Origin of the sequence: Mycobacterium sp. 012931 (assembly GCF_000419295.1) — a bacterium.
In the GTDB taxonomy this organism is placed as follows: Bacteria; Actinomycetota; Actinomycetes; order Mycobacteriales; family Mycobacteriaceae; genus Mycobacterium; species Mycobacterium marinum.
Genome location: NZ_AOPX01000001.1, coordinates 4,216,709 through 4,232,400 on the forward strand (window position 1 = coordinate 4,216,709; position 15,692 = coordinate 4,232,400).

General features: G+C 65.4%; 12 protein-coding genes and 2 pseudogenes. 4 read left to right on the forward strand and 10 right to left on the reverse strand.

The genetic code is table 11. From position 1 onward, the window contains the following. Positions 1–8 precede the first annotated feature (8 nt). Positions 9–653 (forward strand): class I SAM-dependent methyltransferase, encoded by a 645-nt coding sequence (locus tag MMSP_RS18465; protein WP_152522494.1) that lies wholly within the window; start codon positions 9–11, stop codon positions 651–653. 6 nt (positions 654–659) lie between these two features. Here MMSP_RS18465 and MMSP_RS18470 read toward each other — a convergent pair. The 5 genes and pseudogenes from MMSP_RS18470 to MMSP_RS18490 all read right to left on the reverse strand — a co-directional run bounded on the left by MMSP_RS18470 (position 660) and on the right by MMSP_RS18490 (position 6,591). Further along, a pseudogene (locus MMSP_RS18470) lies at positions 660–1,711 on the reverse strand (sulfotransferase domain-containing protein). Beyond that, positions 1,711–2,724 carry a sulfotransferase domain-containing protein gene (locus MMSP_RS18475; RefSeq protein ID WP_200861974.1) on the reverse strand — a complete coding sequence of 338 codons (1,014 nt, stop codon included), beginning with the start codon at positions 2,722–2,724 and terminating at the stop codon, positions 1,711–1,713. Before MMSP_RS18475 ends, MMSP_RS18470 begins: the two are co-directional and overlap by 1 nt. Before the next feature lie 80 nt (positions 2,725–2,804). Then, positions 2,805–3,986 (reverse strand): annotated as a pseudogene (locus tag MMSP_RS18480) (type III polyketide synthase). After that, positions 3,983–5,446, reverse strand: coding sequence for a fatty acid desaturase (locus MMSP_RS18485; RefSeq protein ID WP_086084662.1), 1,464 nt, complete (start codon positions 5,444–5,446; stop codon positions 3,983–3,985). The pseudogene MMSP_RS18480 and the gene MMSP_RS18485 overlap by 4 nt, the downstream one beginning before the upstream one ends. Positions 5,447–5,712: 266 nt before the next feature. Beyond that, positions 5,713–6,591 carry an LppX_LprAFG lipoprotein gene (locus MMSP_RS18490; RefSeq protein ID WP_036427401.1) on the reverse strand — a complete coding sequence of 293 codons (879 nt, stop codon included), beginning with the start codon at positions 6,589–6,591 and terminating at the stop codon, positions 5,713–5,715. A 408-nt stretch (positions 6,592–6,999) separates the two neighbouring features. Between MMSP_RS18490 and MMSP_RS18495 the strand changes: the two genes are divergently transcribed. From MMSP_RS18495 to MMSP_RS18505, 3 genes are read left to right on the forward strand one after another with little or no spacing between them, the layout of a single operon-like run. After that, positions 7,000–8,205 carry a serine hydrolase gene (locus MMSP_RS18495; protein WP_020787858.1) on the forward strand — a complete coding sequence of 402 codons (1,206 nt, stop codon included), beginning with the start codon at positions 7,000–7,002 and terminating at the stop codon, positions 8,203–8,205. A gap of 15 nt (positions 8,206–8,220) precedes the next feature. After that, positions 8,221–8,793 (forward strand): GNAT family N-acetyltransferase, encoded by a 573-nt coding sequence (locus tag MMSP_RS18500; RefSeq protein ID WP_011739869.1) that lies wholly within the window; start codon positions 8,221–8,223, stop codon positions 8,791–8,793. A gap of 45 nt (positions 8,794–8,838) precedes the next feature. Beyond that, positions 8,839–10,032, forward strand: coding sequence for an FAD-dependent monooxygenase (locus tag MMSP_RS18505; protein WP_036426709.1), 1,194 nt, complete (start codon positions 8,839–8,841; stop codon positions 10,030–10,032). A 5-nt stretch (positions 10,033–10,037) separates the two neighbouring features. Here the strand turns inward: MMSP_RS18505 and MMSP_RS18510 are convergent, their stop codons facing one another. The 5 genes from MMSP_RS18510 to MMSP_RS18530 form a co-directional block, all read right to left on the reverse strand. After that, positions 10,038–12,869 (reverse strand): aminotransferase class I/II-fold pyridoxal phosphate-dependent enzyme, encoded by a 2,832-nt coding sequence (locus MMSP_RS18510; protein WP_020787860.1) that lies wholly within the window; start codon positions 12,867–12,869, stop codon positions 10,038–10,040. Positions 12,870–13,050: 181 nt separating this feature from the next. Continuing rightward, positions 13,051–13,458 carry a hypothetical protein gene (locus tag MMSP_RS18515; protein WP_012393948.1) on the reverse strand — a complete coding sequence of 136 codons (408 nt, stop codon included), beginning with the start codon at positions 13,456–13,458 and terminating at the stop codon, positions 13,051–13,053. Beyond that, on the reverse strand, positions 13,458–13,979 hold the full coding sequence (nusB, locus tag MMSP_RS18520; RefSeq protein ID WP_015355834.1) for a transcription antitermination factor NusB: 522 nt from the start codon (positions 13,977–13,979) through the stop codon (positions 13,458–13,460). The genes MMSP_RS18515 and nusB overlap by 1 nt, the downstream gene beginning before the upstream one ends. Positions 13,980–13,981: 2 nt before the next feature. After that, positions 13,982–14,545: an elongation factor P gene (gene efp / locus MMSP_RS18525; RefSeq protein ID WP_012393946.1), complete on the reverse strand. Its 564-nt coding sequence runs from the start codon at positions 14,543–14,545 to the stop codon at positions 13,982–13,984. 14 nt (positions 14,546–14,559) lie between these two features. Then, a complete protein-coding gene (locus tag MMSP_RS18530) occupies positions 14,560–15,678 on the reverse strand; it encodes a Xaa-Pro peptidase family protein (RefSeq protein ID WP_020724921.1) in 1,119 nt (372 codons plus the stop codon). Positions 15,679–15,692 lie beyond the last annotated feature (14 nt).

The following is a 15,692-nucleotide window of genomic DNA, read 5'->3' on the forward strand; positions in this document are numbered from 1 at the left end:
CCGCCGGGCTGCAACAGATGGATTTTGATGCGCTGTACCGCGGCGAGAGCCCGCGCCCGGGCGTTGCGCCGATGACGACGCCCCCGTGGGATACCAAGGCTCCCAAAGAAAATGTCATCGCCTGGCAAGCCGGCGGCTGGGTGCACGGCGACGTGCTGGACATCGGTTGTGGGCTGGGCGACAACGCGATCTACCTGGCTGCGCACGGACACCCGGTGACCGGCCTGGACATTTCCCCGACCGCGCTGATCACCGCGGCGCGCCGAGCCGATGACGCGGGCGTGCACGTCACGTTTGCGGTGGCCGACGCCACCAAGCTCGACGGTTACACCGACGCCTTCGACACCGTGATCGACAGCGGCATGTTCCACTGCCTCGACGACGAGGGCAAGCGCAGCTATGCGGCCGCGGTGCACCGCGCCACCAGACCTGGCGCCACCCTGCTGATGAGTTGCTTCTGCGATGCCAACCCGCCCAACGAACAACAGCCGCGCCCGGCGGTGCCCGAGCAGACGCTGCGCGACGTGCTAGGCGGTGCGGGCTGGGAGATCGCGGCGCCGGATCCGGTCACGGTGAACCGCCAACTCGGTGGATCCGACGGGCAGCCCATCGAGCTGGCCTTCTGGTACGTCCGCGCGCGGCGGCAAAACTAGCGCAGCTCAGCCCACCGGCCCGGCGGGATCACAGCCCCGGCGACCCTCATGCGCCCAGGCCAGCAGATCCGGCGCGGCCAGCTGGTTGATGCGATCGTAGTAGCGGCGATAGACGCGCTCGTCGAAGAACTCCTGCCATTCGCCGCTACCACCGGCCCGGAAAAAGCGCTCGTTGCTGCGCCAAATGCCTTCGGTGGACTCGGGGGCGAGTTCGGCGGCGCGCGCACGCATCGAGTTCAGCTTGGCATGCTGCGCGAGCTCCTCGGCACGATCGCGGCCAAGGGAGCAGCCCAGGACCCCCGCCAGGCGGATCAGCTCACCCACGAGGTCGGCGCGGTAGTCGGTGTAATGGAACATCGACACGTTGAGCAGCTGACGTCGCGACCAGACCGTGTTGAAGTGATGCAGGATGTTGGACAGCGAGCCGATGTGTTTGGCCATGGGCGGCATGGGGCCCGGTCCCCCGTGCGGAGGCGGGAATCCGGGGCCGGGGGGCGGCGCGATCGCCGAAGGTGGGGGTGCAACCGGGCCTTCCGGGGGCATGATCGGCCCTTCCATCCAGGCCCGGATGGCCTGGATGGGCGTGGGATCATCCTGTCGATCGCCGGCGGCGGACCCCCTCCGGTTGAGGTTGGCGTGGTTCATGTTGTCCCACTGGAAAAGCTCCGACATCGCGGCGTCGCGCGGGTCGCGGCCCACACCGATGTAGGTGACCCGGTCATCGAGCACCAGGCCGTCCAGCGGCGTGTGGGTCTTGATGAATCGGCGGTGGCCCTGCGCGTTGAGGGCGGCAACAACCTCGTTCACCGGCCGGACCGTCCTATCCAGCCATGGCGAAACCTCGGCCAGCGGCCCCGGCAACTGCGGTCCATCGAAGACCAGCAGCGACACCAGGCGCTGGGTCAACGTGACGCCGCACTTCGACGGTGCCGAAATCACGATGTCGCCCTCGCGCAGCTCCAGCGCGTCCAAATCACGATGTCGCCCTCGCGCAGCTCCAGCGCGTCCCAACGCCGGTTGTCGCTGATCCACGAGCGATACCCAACTCGGGTGGCCATCAGGACTCCCCCCGCCCGACGGGGCCACGGCGGTCCCCGCGACCCCGGTGAGCCCAGTCGAGGAACTCCGGGCCGCCCAGATTCCCGGCCAATTCGGCCGCGCGTTCGCCGTAACGCCGATGCTCGGCGGCGGTGAAAATGTCGTGCCACTGGCCACGTCCACCGGCCCGGAAGAAGGGGGCTTCGGTACGCGGCTGGTGCCCGGGTAAGACGCCGCGGGTGGCCGCGGGAGCAAGCGCATCGGCGTGCGCGCGCATGGCGTCGAGGGTGGCGTGTTCGGCCAACTCCGCGGCGCGATCGGGACCCAGCTCGATACCCAGGACCGAGCCGAGGCGCAACAGTTCACCGACGAGGTCCGCCCGGTAGTCCGCGTAGTGGAACATCGCGACGTTGGGCTGCCTGCGCCGGTCCCAGAACGTGGCGAAGTGATGCAGGATGGTGGCCAACGAAGCGACCCCCTCGGTGGGTACGTTGGGCCCTTCCAGCCAGCGCCGCATCACATCGAGCGGGCTGAACTCGCCGTCGAAGTCCAAACCCGGGGGCGCGAATCGCTCACCTGGCGGCCCCAGCACCTCGTGCAGCGCCCGCATCCGGTGCTGGTCCATCAGCATCGAGACCGCGGCATCGCGGGGATCGCGCCCCACCCCGATATAGGTGACCCGATCCTCGAGCACCAAGCCGTCCAGCGGCGTGTGGGTCTTGATGAACCGGCGATGGGGCTGGGCGTCGAGTGCGGCGGCGACCTCCTGCACCGGCCGGGCGGTCAAGTCCAGCCACGGCGACACCAAGTGCATCGGCGCCGGCAGCTGCGGCCCATCGAAGATGAGCAGGGAAATCAGGCGTTGCGTCCAGGTGGTGCCGCACTTCGGCGGTGCCGAGATCACGATGTCGCCGTCCCGCAACGTCAAGCTATCCCAGCGCAGGTTGTCGCTCATCCAGGAGCGGTAGGCAACCCGGTCATCGGTCCGGAACTGACCGGATGACGGCGCCGGAGGCGGGTGATTGTTGCCCATTTCATCGGATGCGATTGGCACGACACTTCTCCTGCTCAGCATGGTCTCGGCTGGTTGGGTTCTCGGCTGGGCAGCGGCCATCAGCGGCGGATGATGTCGAACAGCATGCCTTCGACCGTGACACCCGGGGCGAAGGCGAACGCCACACCCGTTGAGATGGGTTTGTCCGACTCGGCCTGCGCAACCATCATTTCCAGCACGAAGATCAGCGATACGCTCAACATGTTGCCGAACTGGGCTAGTACATCCCAGCTCTGCACGGCTCGCCCGACGGGAATCCCCAACGAGCGTGCCGACTGCTCGATGATCTTCGGCCCACCCGGATGTATCGCCCACAGATCGATATCGGCCTTGCTCAACCCGTTGTCCCGCAACATCTCTGCGACCACCGGGTCGGCCGAACGGTAGATGTAGCTGGGCAGATTCTCCGACAGCTCACACGTGATGCCGTCGTGATTGACCCCAAGCACGATCCCGTCCTCGGAGTCGTCGAGCAGCTGGCTGAAGCTGCTGCGGATCACCACGTTGCCAGCGGGCAGCGGCTGCTGGACCTGGCTGGCTCCAATGACCAATGCGCCGCAGCCATCTCCGAACAAACTGTGGATTACGACGTCGTTGATGTCATCGGCGAAAACCGCATTCACCGAGGACAATTCGATGCACACCACCAATGCCTTCATGCTCGGGTGGGCTCGGACGTAGTTCGTCGCGGTGCGAATGGCGTTCATTGCGGCAGCACAACCCATGAAGTTGACCACCACCCGCGATATCGACCGGGGCAGACCGAGCTACTTGACGATCTCTACATCCACGCCCGGTGCAATGAAACCGGTGCTGGTGACGAACACCAGCTGGCCGATCTCGTCGGGGGCGTATGGGAGGCCGTCGAGGGCACGGGCGGCCACGTCGACCGCCAGCGGTACGGCGTGCTGATAGAACAGGTTCATCCGGTCCCGGATCGTTGCCGGCTCGCGCCGGAACTCGTCGAACTCGTCGTCGAGCGGATCCACTGCCATCCTGCGGGTATCAATCCGGGTCTTGTCATATATCCGCGAAATTCGTTCCCGCTGTTGCGGATCAACAAACAACTCAGAAACACGAGCGGCGGCGTCGGCCTGAGCAACCACCCGTTGCGGGGCGCCGGTGGCCATGCCTTCGATAACGGCCACCGTGGTGGGCGGTGCCGGCGGCAATTGCGCGAGGTCGTAACGCGGCTCGTGGCCGGCCCGGCGGATTGCGCCGCCCTCGGCTGCGGTGCTCATACCGACCCGATTCCGACGAAGCCGGCGACCACGTAGCTGGCGCTGGCTTTCCAGGCTGCGGGTGAGCAATGCTCACGGATCAGGCCCCAACCTTGCTCCCTGGCCTGCCGGAACGGTGCCAACAGATATGAGCGGCAGAGCTTGGGCAGTCGGTCCGCGACGAAGCTCTTCGGCGCAAGCCACTCGACACCGAACCTTGCAGCCTCTTCCCGCAACACGTCCTCGGTGACAATGTTGGCAAATCCGCTGCGCTGGAACGGCAGCACGTGATGAACGCGGTGCGAACTCAACCCCGCGGACAAAAAGCAGTCAACGTAGCGATTCCCGATCACCGTGAGGTCGTTGGCGTGCACGACTTGGTCCACACCCCAGTCCTCACCCTGCTCGACACCTTCCGCCGAGTCGTCCTCGAACTCGTGGCTGGCGACCACCAAGAAGGTGCTGACCCACAGCGTCACGATGAATTGCAGGGCCCAGGCCCAAAAATCGCCCGCCAGGGTGAACACCACCAGCTCGGTGACCAACAGCAGCCGCACTCCCGACGAGCCGAGGAAGTGCGGCAGCGCCGCACGCCAGCTTCCGTAGGACTCTTGTACACCTACCTTGCGGGTGATTTTCCATACGTCGGCAATCCGAATGGCCATGCCGGTGAACATGTGGCCGAACTTGTGAATGGTATGCACCGGGATCCGATACAACCGGGGCAGTCCCATCATCATGGTGAACACGTTCTTCTTGATGTCCACATCGCTTTGCGTGTACGGGTGGTGCAGCAGGGTATGTCCGTCAGCGGTCACCAAAGCCAGTGCCACATAGTTCATATCGAAGCTATTCCCGAGCACCCTGTTGACGCCCCGTTGGGCGCGGTGCAAGGCGTAGTGACCGAAGCCGGCAAGCGAGCTGCGCAACAACACCATCGCGATCACGAAGGCCGGCAACGGCATCCATCGGGTGTCGAGCAATCGCAGACCCTGCACGGCGAAATAGGCAACCGCCAGCAGCGCCACAACGATGTTGAAAAGTCGATCCATGCGCTTGATCCGGGCGGCCAGCGCGGGCTCGTTCAGCCGGGCTTTGACGCGGTGCATCAGGTCGTTCCGGTCGTCAAAGCGGTACTTGGGGGTATCGCGCCAACTGTTGAAATCGTCTTTGAACAAGAACGCCGGCGCGTTGTGCTTGGGATGGATATCTCTGGGAGTCGCGTCGCGCCCCAACGCATATCGTTGCAGCATCCGCTCGATCTTGGCCGGGTCGCGATGGTAGGCGGCGATGATGGCGGTGATGTCGCGGTTCTTGGTCCGCCCGATGAAGAAGGCGCCGCCGGGGTGTTTGGAAATCCAATCGCTGAGGTCGTAGGCCCTTCCGTTGTAGACCCATACGTCGGCCATCGGCGGCCCTCCGGGCGGAGGAGCAGGACGTAGCCCAGGGCGCTCCTGAACTTCTGAGAGGTCGTTCGGCATTCGTATTCCTCCAGGTGTGGTCGGGTGAGATCGGTTGCTAATCGCCATTTCCGGCGAAGTGACCCCAATACTGGAGCGACGACCTTGGAGGATTCTCAACGGAATTCCGGATCGCGGAACTGGGGTGTCTGCAACGACGCGGCACCAGATCTGTTGCGCCCGCACGGCGAACCACCGACGAGAGCCGGCCCGGAAACTACCGGCAGCCCTTTCCCCCATGCTGCGTTTCCGGGCCGGTTCTCAATCCGAAGTCCACCGCTACCGTGTTACCCCGTCGGGTTGGGGATGGTCACCGGGACACCCCAGTTGGACAGGGTTATCTCGACGTTGCCCTGGCCTTTGTCGACCACCATCCGGACCAGGTTTGCCGCCGGCGGCTCCGGTGCCGGCGACTCGGCGGTCGAACTCGCCGGAGCCTGGGCACTGGTGTCAACGATCAACAGGGTGATCGGCATCGTCCTCCCGTCCTTACCCAACTGAGGCACGATCGGATCGATCACCGCGCCGTCGATGGTGCCCGACACCTTGACGGTTGCCATGCCGTCGACCGTTTCGTTTCCTTCGATCTTCGGGTTCTGCACCTGTGCGATCACCGCACCCAGGCCACGGTCCTTGTCCAGGATGATGCCCGGGTCGTAGATCCTCTGGGCCGGACCGACCGACGTGTAGGTCTCGCCGTTCTTGGTGTACATGATCTTGTTCGTGACCAGGAAGTCGGTCGCGACGGCCGGAGCATCCGGCTGCATCCGGACCTTGGCATTGCCTACCGCCTGGCCGTTGCCCTGCGGCTGATTGGTCACGTCGGCATTCACGCTTTCGAACGGCAGCTTCGGTAGATCGGTGACGTTCACCGCGACGTGAACCGAATGCAGGCCCTTGGTCGCCTTGGAACTGTCTTGCAAGATCTGCTGGGCTTGTGGTGATGGGGCGCCCGTGGCCCCGGATGTCGCCGTGGTGGCAGAGGTTCCCGACGCCCCTGGGGTTTGCGAGGTTGCCGTTGTGGATTTGTGCCCGCACCCGGTCATGACCGTTGCGACAAGTGCCGTCGCAAACAGGATTGCGACAGACGTCGGGGTCGAGAATCGACGGCAGGGACGGGAGAGAAGTCGGTGGGAGGTGCGCGCTTGGGAGATCAAGCCATTCATGGCCAACCTTTGCTGAGTTATCCGACCGGTGGTAATGAGCAGCGGGTCGCTACCCTCGTCGTAGCACATGGACAGCGCCAGCCAGTTCGGCCCCGTCCATGGTGGCGGGTCTTGGTGACTGCACCCCGCACCCTGGTTCACCAGCAACAACACTGCAGTCATTCGCGCGCCATTGCCCTCACAGGATGTTCCCCAGATCGCATTTGCCGGAGAGCGCGACAGTAACACGCGACCACTGACCGAGAAGGCCTTTCGCAGAACTAGCAATCAATCCGGCACCACCGCGAAGCCGTGGGCGTTGCCCGACCTCGTTGGCGCGGTCCACGCGCGGCGTGGTTCGCCGGCGCCCGCAAACCATCGGACGGCCGCCGCCTGACCCGCCGACCGCCAGCGGCTAACCTCAATCCGGTGAATCTCGACGCCAACCAGGCTGGTATCCGCGAGGTCTGCGATGCCGGATTGCTCTCCGGCGCAGTGACCGTGGTTTGGCAGCACGGAGAAGTACTGCAGGTCAACGAAATCGGCTACCGAGACGTCGAGGCGGGCCTGCCGATGCAGCGCGACACGCTGTTTCGCATCGCGTCCATGACCAAACCCGTCACCGTTGCCGCGGCCATGAGCATGGTCGACGAGGGCAAAATAGCCCTGCGTGACCCGATCACACGCTGGGCGCCCGAGTTGCGCGACATCCGGGTGCTTGACGACCCGCACGGCCCGTTGGACCGCACGCACCCCACCCGACGGCCGATCCTCATCGAGGACCTGCTGACCCACACCAGCGGGCTGGCCTACAGTTTTTCGGTGTCCGGGGACATTTCGCGGGCGTACATGCGATTGCCATTTGGTCATGGTTCCGACGCCTGGCTGGCCGAACTCGCCGCGCTGCCACTGGTGCACCAGCCCGGCGAGCGGGTCACCTACAGCCACGCCATCGATCTGCTCGGCGTCATCATGTCCCGCATCGACGACAAGCCTTTCTACCAGGTGCTCGACGAGCGAATACTGGGCCCGGCCGGCATGACCGACACCGGCTTCTTCGTGTCGACACAGGCCCAGCGCCGCGCCGCAACCATGTACCGCCTCGACGAGCTGGACCAGCTACGGCACGACGTCATGGGCCCGCCGCACGTGCGGCCTCCGTCGTTCTGCAACGCCGGCGGCGGATTGTGGTCAACCGCCGACGACTACCTGAGATTTGTCCGGCTACTGCTCGGCGACGGGACGATCGACGGCGTTCGGGTTCTCTCACCGGAGTCGGTGCGGCTGATGCGCACCGACCGGCTCAGCGACGAGCACAAGCGACACAACTTTCTCGGGGCGCCCTTCTGGGTGGGCCGCGGGTTCGGGCTGAACCTGTCGGTGGTGACCGACCCGGTTCAGTCCACTCCACTGTTCGGCCCGGGCGGGCTTGGCACCTTCAGCTGGCCCGGTGCCTACGGGACCTGGTGGCAGGCCGATCCTGGCGCCGACCTGATCCTGCTGTATCTGATTCAGCATTGTCCCGACTTGTCCGTGAACGCGGCGGCTGCGGTCGCGGGCAACCCGGGGCTGGCCAAACTGCGCACGGCACAACCCCGGTTCGTCCGGCGCACCTACCGCGCGCTCGGACTGTAGCGGCGCGAGGTCGAGATGGCCCACTTCCCCCCTCGATACCTGGACAGCCGGCGTCTGCTGCTGCGGCCACCCAAACTCGACGACGCCGGCCCGATATACAAGAAGATCGCCAAAGATCCCGAAGTCACCCGCTTCCTGCTGTGGAGAGCACACCGCAACGTGGCGGAAACCCGCCGAGTGCTGATCAACCAGCTCAGCCGGAGCCGCTACGAACGCAATTGGGTGATCTCGCTACACGGCAGCGGCGAGATCGTCGGCCTGATCAGCTGCCGAAGCGACGCGCCCCGCTCGATCGAGGTTGGCTACTGTCTGGGCCGGCAATGGTGGGACATGGGTTTCATGTCCGAGGCGCTGAGCCTGTTGCTGGCCGGGCTGCCGGCCGACGCCGCCGGATGCCGCGTCTGGGCAACATGCCACGTCGACAACGCCCGGTCGGCGCGGCTGCTGCAGCGCGCCGGGTTCGTCCTGGAGGCCAGACTCTGCCGTCACGCCGTCTATCCGACCATGGGTCCCGAACCCAACGACAGTCTGCTGTACACCAGGATCCTGCGGCTCAACCGCGCCCCGATGCCACGGTTTGCCCCCTGAGCACAGCTTCGCACCCACTGGAACCGCTGCCCTAGGCTGAGCCCCATGGCGAAGCCGATCGTCCTGATCAGCGGCGCGGGGATCGCCGGCCCGGCGCTGGCATTCTGGCTCACCCACAGCGGATACCAGGTGGTGGTGACCGAACTCGCCGACGACATCCGCCCGGGCGGTCAGACCGTCGACTTGCGGGGGGCCGGACGGCTGGTCATCGAACGGATGGGACTGCTGGAGCAGATGCGCCAGCGCAGCCTGCGCCAGCGCGGCATCGCCTGGATACGGGCGGACGGCCGGCGCCGCGCCGAGATGCCGGTTGAGGCCTTCCACGGCAACGGACCGGTCAGCGAGCTCGAGATTCTGCGCGGTACCGCCGCCGGCACCGACTACCGATTCGGTACCCGCATCACCGATCTGGCACCGTCGGGCGACGCGGTCCAGGCGAGGCTGTCCGACGGGACGACGGTGCGGGCGGATCTGGTGGTCGGCGCCGACGGTCCACACTCGGGTGTCCGACGGCTGGCCTTTGGCCCCGAAGAGCAGTTCGCCCGGCCGCTGGGCGGCTACAACGCCTGGTTCAGCGCACCCGACACGGTCGGCCTCAACGGCTGGTACCTGATGTACCAGGCCCCCGGAGGGCTCAACGCGTCGATGCGCCCGTCGCACGATCCCGCGACAGCCAAGGCCGGACTGGCATTTCGCTCCGCTCCGATCCGCTACGACCGTGCCGACCTGGACGCCCAACGCGATCTGCTCGCCGCCCGCTTCGCCGGTGCCGGCTGGCAATCCGACGCGCTGATCGCCGCGGCGCGCGAGGCCGATGACTTCTACCTGGACGCAATCGTCCAGATTCATCTGGACGCGTGGTCACGCGGACGGGTCACGCTGGTCGGCGACGCCGGCTACTGCGCATCGCCGCTGAGCGGCATGGGCACCAGCCTGGCGCTGGTGGGTGCATACGTGCTGGCCGGCGAGTTGGGCCCGGCCCACGGCGACGGCATCGACGAGGCCGCGCTGGCGGCCGCGTTGGCCCGCTACGAGACCGTGCTGCGGCCGTATGTAGCCAACTGTCAGGACCTGCCGAACAGCATCGATCGCTTTCTGCCGATGTCGGAGTCCGAGATCCGGTCAAACGCTGCGGCGATGAAGTACATGCAGCGCTGGCCGTTTCGCTTCTTCGCCGAAAGAAAGTGGTTCACCATCGCCGAGTCCATCGAGCTGCCCCGGTATCCGCGGCTGCCCTAGCTGCGTCAGGCGTCGTCGGCGACGGCCTGAAGCACACCGTCACCGTTGACAACCGAAGAAGCCGGCGCAAGCTCGAAGGCCGGCAGCTCCGCGCCCGCCGAGGCGATCACATTGCGAGCCGCCTCCATCCGTTTCAGCGCGACGTCGGTGAACACCGACAACCCGAGTTCGTGGTTGTAGCCATGGATTTCTTTGACGTCGAGCTGAGCCAGGAAGTAGACGATCTCTTTGGACACCACCTGGCCCGGGACCAGCACCGGGAAGCCCGGAGGGTAAGGCACGACGAATGTGGTGGAGACCAATGTTCTGCCCTCGGCCAGGCGGCGCCCGGCCATGCCGATCTGGACGTACTCGCGGTCGGATTCGTCATAGCCGGCGTAGAAGGCCGACCGCATGTCGCCGAAACTGCTCGCATCATCGGGGCGGAACGCAATGTCGAACTCGCTGAAGTCGGGCAGATGCGGCAAGTCCTGGGTGATCTCCTCAACGCGACGCTCATGCAGCGCCCAGTCGGCCGCGCTGGCCGCCCGCTGGCTCCGATCGAAGTCCGTGGCGATCCGGCGCAACACGTCGAGCAGGTAGTGAACGCTCGACCAGGTCACTCCGATGGTGAAGATCAGCAGCACGCTGTTGATCGACGTCTTGTTGATCTGGATCCCGAATCGCTCCATCAAGATCTTCTCGCGGAAGTCGTATCCGTTCATCCCGGTGCTCCCGATGAACAGGGTGACCCGGGTGGCGTCCAGCACGAACTGATCCGATCGCCATGCCTCGTTCCACTCGGCCAGAGCTCCCTGTCTGACTTGGCGGTAGGAGCTGACCGATGAGGCCCGGAACTCCTCGGGAACCAGATCGGCTTCGTCGAGAATGCGGAACCACTTACTGATCAGGCGGTCTTTACGAACACGGTGCCGAAACACCAGCGCCATGTCGTAGACCTGCCGGACCAATTGGAATCCCTCGATATCGACCTGGCGGCGCGCCAGGTCCAGCGAGGCCAGCAGTTGCTGGTTGGGCGAGGTCGAGGTGTGAGTCAAAAACGCCTCGCCGAACGCGTCGCGGGTCAGGGCGTTGAAGTCCTGGTCACGGACGTGGATCATCGATGCCTGCCGCAGCGCCGAGAGCGACTTGTGGGTGGAGTGCGTGGCGTAGACGCGCACCCGTGCCCGTTTCGGATCCGGCAGCAATCGGTGCTCGGCCCACTGCGACCGCGGAATCCCTTGCATGGAGGCGCGCCACTTCTCGTATACGGCGCCGTATTCGTCAGAGGCCAACATTGATTCGAGGTACTCCGCGGACACCATCGCGGTGCGCTGCCGGGCCCATGGGACCGCGGTGGCAAACGCGTACCAGGCCTCGTCCCAGAGGAAACAGATATCCGGCTTGATCGCCAGCACCTCCTCCATGACCAGCCGCGGGTTGCAGACGACGCCGTCGAAGGTGCAGTTGGTCAACAGCAGCATGCGCACCTTGTGCAGCTGTCCGGCCGCCTCCAGGTCGAGCAGCACCTGCTTGATCGTGTGCAGCGATACCGCCCCATAGATGGCGAACGGGGGCAGCGGATAGGCGTCCAGATACAGCGGGTAGGCACCGGCGAGCACCAGGCCGTAGTGGTGCGACTTGTGACAGTTGCGGTCGATCAGCACGATGTCGCCCGGTCGGGTGAGGGACTGCACGACAATCTTGTTCGCGGTCGAGGTGCCGTTGGTGACGAAATAGGTGTGGTCGGCGTTCCAGGTACTGGCGGCCTTGTCCATGGCCTTCTTGATGTTGCCGTGCGGGTCCAGCAGCGAATCCAGACCGCCCGACGTGGTCGACGTCTCGGCCATGAAGATGTTGCGGCCGTAGAACTCCCCCATGTCCTGCAGCGACTTGGAGTTGAAGATGCTGGCGCCGCGCGCGACCGGAAGCGCGTGGAACTGGCCTACCGGAGCCGCGGCGTAGGCCCGCAGAGCATCGAAAAACGGTGTGGCGAACCGGTTCCGTAGTCCGGCCAGCACCGTACTGTGCAGATCGGTGACATCGTTGAGCCGGTAGAAAGTCCGGTCGTATACGTCCGGATCGTCCTCGGCCCCGGCTGCGATCGACTCGTCGGTGAGCAGGTAGAGGTCGATGTGCGGGCGCAGCTCCCTGATCCATTCCCCACATTCGATCCAGTCGTGCGGGCTATCGGGGGCAACCACGTCATCGTTGGCCCCCAGCAGTGCGTTCATCAGCGGCAGCCGGTCCCGGGACCGAAGTGGCAGGTCGTGCCGGATGATTGCGGCCTGTATCTCGCCGTTGAGTGCGACCGCGGTAATCGCGTCCTCGACACTCGGGGCGAGCAGGACTTCGAACTGGACGTCGTCAGACGGATTGTGCAATGCCCGAAGGTGCTCGGCCAACGAGTCGGGCGCCGATGTGGGCGCATCATCGGCGACCAGCACGGTGTAGAACTGCTGCTGCTTGGCCTGGGCCACCAGTTCCTGCTCGGCCAGCGGCGCCGAAGTATCGAAAAGTGCTGTGCGGTCACCATATTCACCCAGCAGACGGACCGCCAGGGAGACCTCTTCTTTGAGCCGCACCGTGGACTTGCTTTCCAGGTGTGCGCGAAAATTTGCCAGGTTCTGTGCGCCCGGATAAAGCCAATACCGTTCGTAGGCGCCGATGCGGTCCATCAGCCGCCGCACTTTCGCCATGTCGTGGGTGATGTCCATCCCGGCCAGGTCGACCTCGGCGAGGTGACAGCACGCGTCGTCGAGCAGGTTCCACGTATCAACACGTGCGTATGACGGGTTGGCTACCGCAGCCAGAGCGGAGACACGAAGTCGTCGCGGGCGGGTGCTGTATCGCTTCATATCGTCACCTGTTCTAGTGGTGCGGGACGCGCCGGCGGGCGGCTTAGGTATCGCCCGCGGCGTACCTTTCATACCCGAAAACTCACCCTTGCAGGTTATCGAGTCATGGGGCCGGATCTAGCCCCAATCCGGCACCGAATGTTCGCCCTGACCGCGGCGCTTGAGGGTGCGATCCGTTCGGTCAGGCTTCGAACTCGTCGTCGCTGTCGACGACCCGCCGGTTTCCCCGGCCGCTGTCCACCCAGCGCAGCACCGGAAGCTGCGGGAACTGGGGAAGCTCCCAGCGGCGCGCGGGCAAGTCCGTGACATCGCCCAACGAGCGCACCACCGCCTGGGTCAGACCCATGATGGCGGCCATCACGGGAAGCAACGGCTGTAACGGCCTGGCCGCGGTACGAACCGTACTGATCCGGCGGGCCAGAATCAGCCGCTCGACCGAGTGGTACAGCCAGGCACCCACGCCCAGGGCGTAGATCGACAGTGCGGAGGCGACGATGGCCCACCCGTAGGCGGCGCATATGACCGCGCCGAGGATCACCGCCGCTGCCATCCAGGCCGCGACCACGACACGCAACTCGAGCCTGCTCATCAGCACGATCCCTGGTTTTCCGGCAGGCGCGACGATTCATCCGGGACCGCCTGCCGGACCGCCGCGGCAGCCGCCCGAATCTGCGGCCTCACCAGCATGACCTGTCCCAGCACACCGTTGACGAAGCTCGGCGAGTCGTCGGTGGACAATTCCTTGGCCAGCTCGACGGCTTCATCGACGGCGACCGGTTCGGGCACGTCGTCGGCATACAACAGTTCCCACACCGCGACTCGCAGGATGGCACGATCCACGGCCGGCAACCGGTCCAGCGTCCAGCCCTGCAGTTGCGACGTGATCAGGTCGTCGATGTGAGCGGCGTGCTCGCCAATCCCGCGCGCCACCGCCGCCGTGTACGGGTGCAGCGGCGCCACGTCCGGCTTCGTCTCGGCCAGCTCGGTGCGCAGGTCCGCGATCTCGCCCGGGCCCAGGCCCCGCGCCTCAGCCTCGAACATCAGGTCCACCGCACGCTTGCGGGCCTGGTGACGTCCTTTAACCGGTTTGCCCGGCCTTCCCTCAGGCATACTCAGGCGTTGACCCTGCCCAGGTAGCCGCCGTCACGCGAATCCACCTTCAGCTTGTCCCCGGTGTTGATGAACAGCGGCACGTTGATCTGGGCGCCCGTCTCCAGGGTGGCCGGCTTGGTGCCGGCGCTGGAGCGGTCGCCCTGCAAACCCGGCTCGGTATGGGTGACCACGATCTCGACGGTCACCGGCAGCTCGATGTACAGCGGCGCTCCGTCGTGAAACGCCACCTGCACCGGCATGCCCTCCAGCAGGAATCGGGCGGCATCTCCCACCAGCGACTCCGGCAATGGGTGCTGCTCGTAGTCCTGGCTGTCCATGAACACGAAGTCGGAGCCATCGCGGTAGAGGTAGGTGGTGTCGCGCCGGTCGACGGTGGCGGTCTCCACCTTCACGCCGGCGTTGTAGGTCTTGTCGACAACCTTGCCCGAGAGCACGTTCTTGAGCTTGGTACGCACGAAGGCCGGACCCTTACCGGGCTTAACGTGCTGGAATTCCACGATGGACCACAGCTGTCCATCGATCTGCAGAACAAGTCCGTTCTTGAAGTCAGCAGTGCTCGCCACGATCGGTAAATCTCCTACAAGATGGTCAGTTCCTTCGGGAACCGGGTCAACAATTCCGGGGTCTGCGCGGCGCTTCTCGGTGTCTTCGGGCCCCCATTGGGCACTACCAACGTGTCCTCGATGCGGACACCGCCGCGGCCGGGCAAATAAACGCCGGGCTCCACGGTAACCACGGAGCCCGCCAGTAGTGTACCGACGGATGTGGCCCCGATGCCCGGTGCTTCGTGTATCTGCAGGCCAACACCGTGTCCCAGACCGTGACCGAAGTTATCTCCATGCCCCGCGTCGACGATCATCTGTCGCGCGGCGCCATCCACGTCGCGCAACTCGGCGCCCGCAGACAACGCCTCTCGACCGGCCTTTTGCGCCGCGGCGACCAGCTCATAGATCTCCAACTGCCAGTCGGCCGCCTTGTCCAGCACGAAGGTGCGGGTCATGTCCGAGTGATAGCCGGCAACCAGCGCACCGAAGTCGATCTTGACGAAATCACCCTTGGCCAGCACCGCGTCGGTGGGCCGGTGGTGTGGGATGGCCGAGTTCGGCCCGGCAGCCACAATCGTCTCGAACGACACCGCGTCGGCACCATGGTCGAGCATCAGGCCCTCAAGATCGCGGGCCACCTCGCGCTCGGTGCGGCCCGGCCGCAGCCCGCCGCGCTTGATCAAGTCCGACAGCGCGGCGTCGGCCGCCTCGCACGCCAGCCGCAATAACGCAAGCTCACCGGCATCTTTGATCTCGCGCAGTGCCTCCACGGTGCCGGAGGCGCGGACCAACTCGGTGTTGGTGTCCGCCAGCGCACCCGTGAGCGCATCAAAGCCGTCCACCGTGACCACATGGCTTTCGAAGCCCAGCCGGCCAACACCGTCATCGGCAGCCCGGCAGCTCAGGTGTCGCCCGATGGCGCGTTCGATGGCCACCTCGAGGTCCGGCGCCTGATGGGCGGCCTGCGTGCGGTATCGACCGTCGGTGGCCAGCACGGCTTCACGCTCGTCGGCGAATACCAGCAACGCACCGTTGGATCCGCTGAACCCGGAGAGATATCGCACATTGATCAAATCGGTGACCAGCATCGCGTCCAGTCCGGCGGCACTGATTTTGGATTTGAGGTTGTGTCGACGCTGGGAATGTGTCACGACCCTTGACGGTA

What these genes read in the sequence shown, in the direction of transcription:
- MMSP_RS18500 (WP_011739869.1), top strand. Translation starts at nt 8,221, where the DNA reads ATGGCCCACTTCCCCCCTCGATACCTGGACAGCCGGCGTCTGCTGCTG.
- MMSP_RS18490 (WP_036427401.1), bottom strand. Translation starts at nt 6,591, where the DNA reads ATGAATGGCTTGATCTCCCAAGCGCGCACCTCCCACCGACTTCTCTCC.
- MMSP_RS18510 (WP_020787860.1), bottom strand. Translation starts at nt 12,869, where the DNA reads ATGAAGCGATACAGCACCCGCCCGCGACGACTTCGTGTCTCCGCTCTG.
- nusB (WP_015355834.1), bottom strand. Translation starts at nt 13,979, where the DNA reads ATGCCTGAGGGAAGGCCGGGCAAACCGGTTAAAGGACGTCACCAGGCC.
- MMSP_RS18505 (WP_036426709.1), top strand. Translation starts at nt 8,839, where the DNA reads ATGGCGAAGCCGATCGTCCTGATCAGCGGCGCGGGGATCGCCGGCCCG.
- MMSP_RS18475 (WP_200861974.1), bottom strand. Translation starts at nt 2,724, where the DNA reads ATGGGCAACAATCACCCGCCTCCGGCGCCGTCATCCGGTCAGTTCCGG.
- MMSP_RS18485 (WP_086084662.1), bottom strand. Translation starts at nt 5,446, where the DNA reads ATGCCGAACGACCTCTCAGAAGTTCAGGAGCGCCCTGGGCTACGTCCT.
- MMSP_RS18515 (WP_012393948.1), bottom strand. Translation starts at nt 13,458, where the DNA reads ATGAGCAGGCTCGAGTTGCGTGTCGTGGTCGCGGCCTGGATGGCAGCG.